The 443-nt window shown below is 46.7% G+C and carries 1 protein-coding gene; it reads right to left on the reverse strand.

The features are described 5' to 3' along the window. Nucleotides 1–443, reverse strand: a 443-nt coding sequence (locus tag NF27_RS09345) for an ankyrin repeat domain-containing protein (protein WP_161791852.1), incomplete at both ends; no start/stop codon positions are given.

Consider the following 443-nt stretch of genomic DNA (forward strand, 5'->3'; position numbering starts at 1 on the left):
GCTCCTTTTACAGCCTTGTCTTTACATGCTCCTTGGCTTATCAACCACTCTACCATCTCTTTATGTCCACCTTGACCAGCAATTTCTACAGCCCAGTCTTTATTTACTCCTTGGCTTACTAACCACTCTAGCAGCTTTTTTTGTCCGCTATCTATAGCCTCTTCTACGGCATTGTCTTTACATGCTCCTTGGCTTACCAACCATTTTACCAGTTCTTTATGTCTACCTCGAACAGCTCCAGCTACGGCGTGGTCTTTACTTGCTCCTTGGCTTAGTAACCATTCCACCAGTTCTTTATGTCCCCCTAGAGCAGCTCCGAATACAGCCTGGCCTTTACTTGCTCCTTGGCTTAGCAACCATTCCACGAGCTCTTTATGTCTACCATGAGCAGCTCCAGCTACGGCGTGGTCTTTACTTGCTCCTTGGCTTAGTAACCATTCCAC

Source organism: Candidatus Jidaibacter acanthamoeba (assembly GCF_000815465.1).
Lineage (GTDB): Bacteria > Pseudomonadota > Alphaproteobacteria > Rickettsiales > Midichloriaceae > Jidaibacter > Jidaibacter acanthamoebae.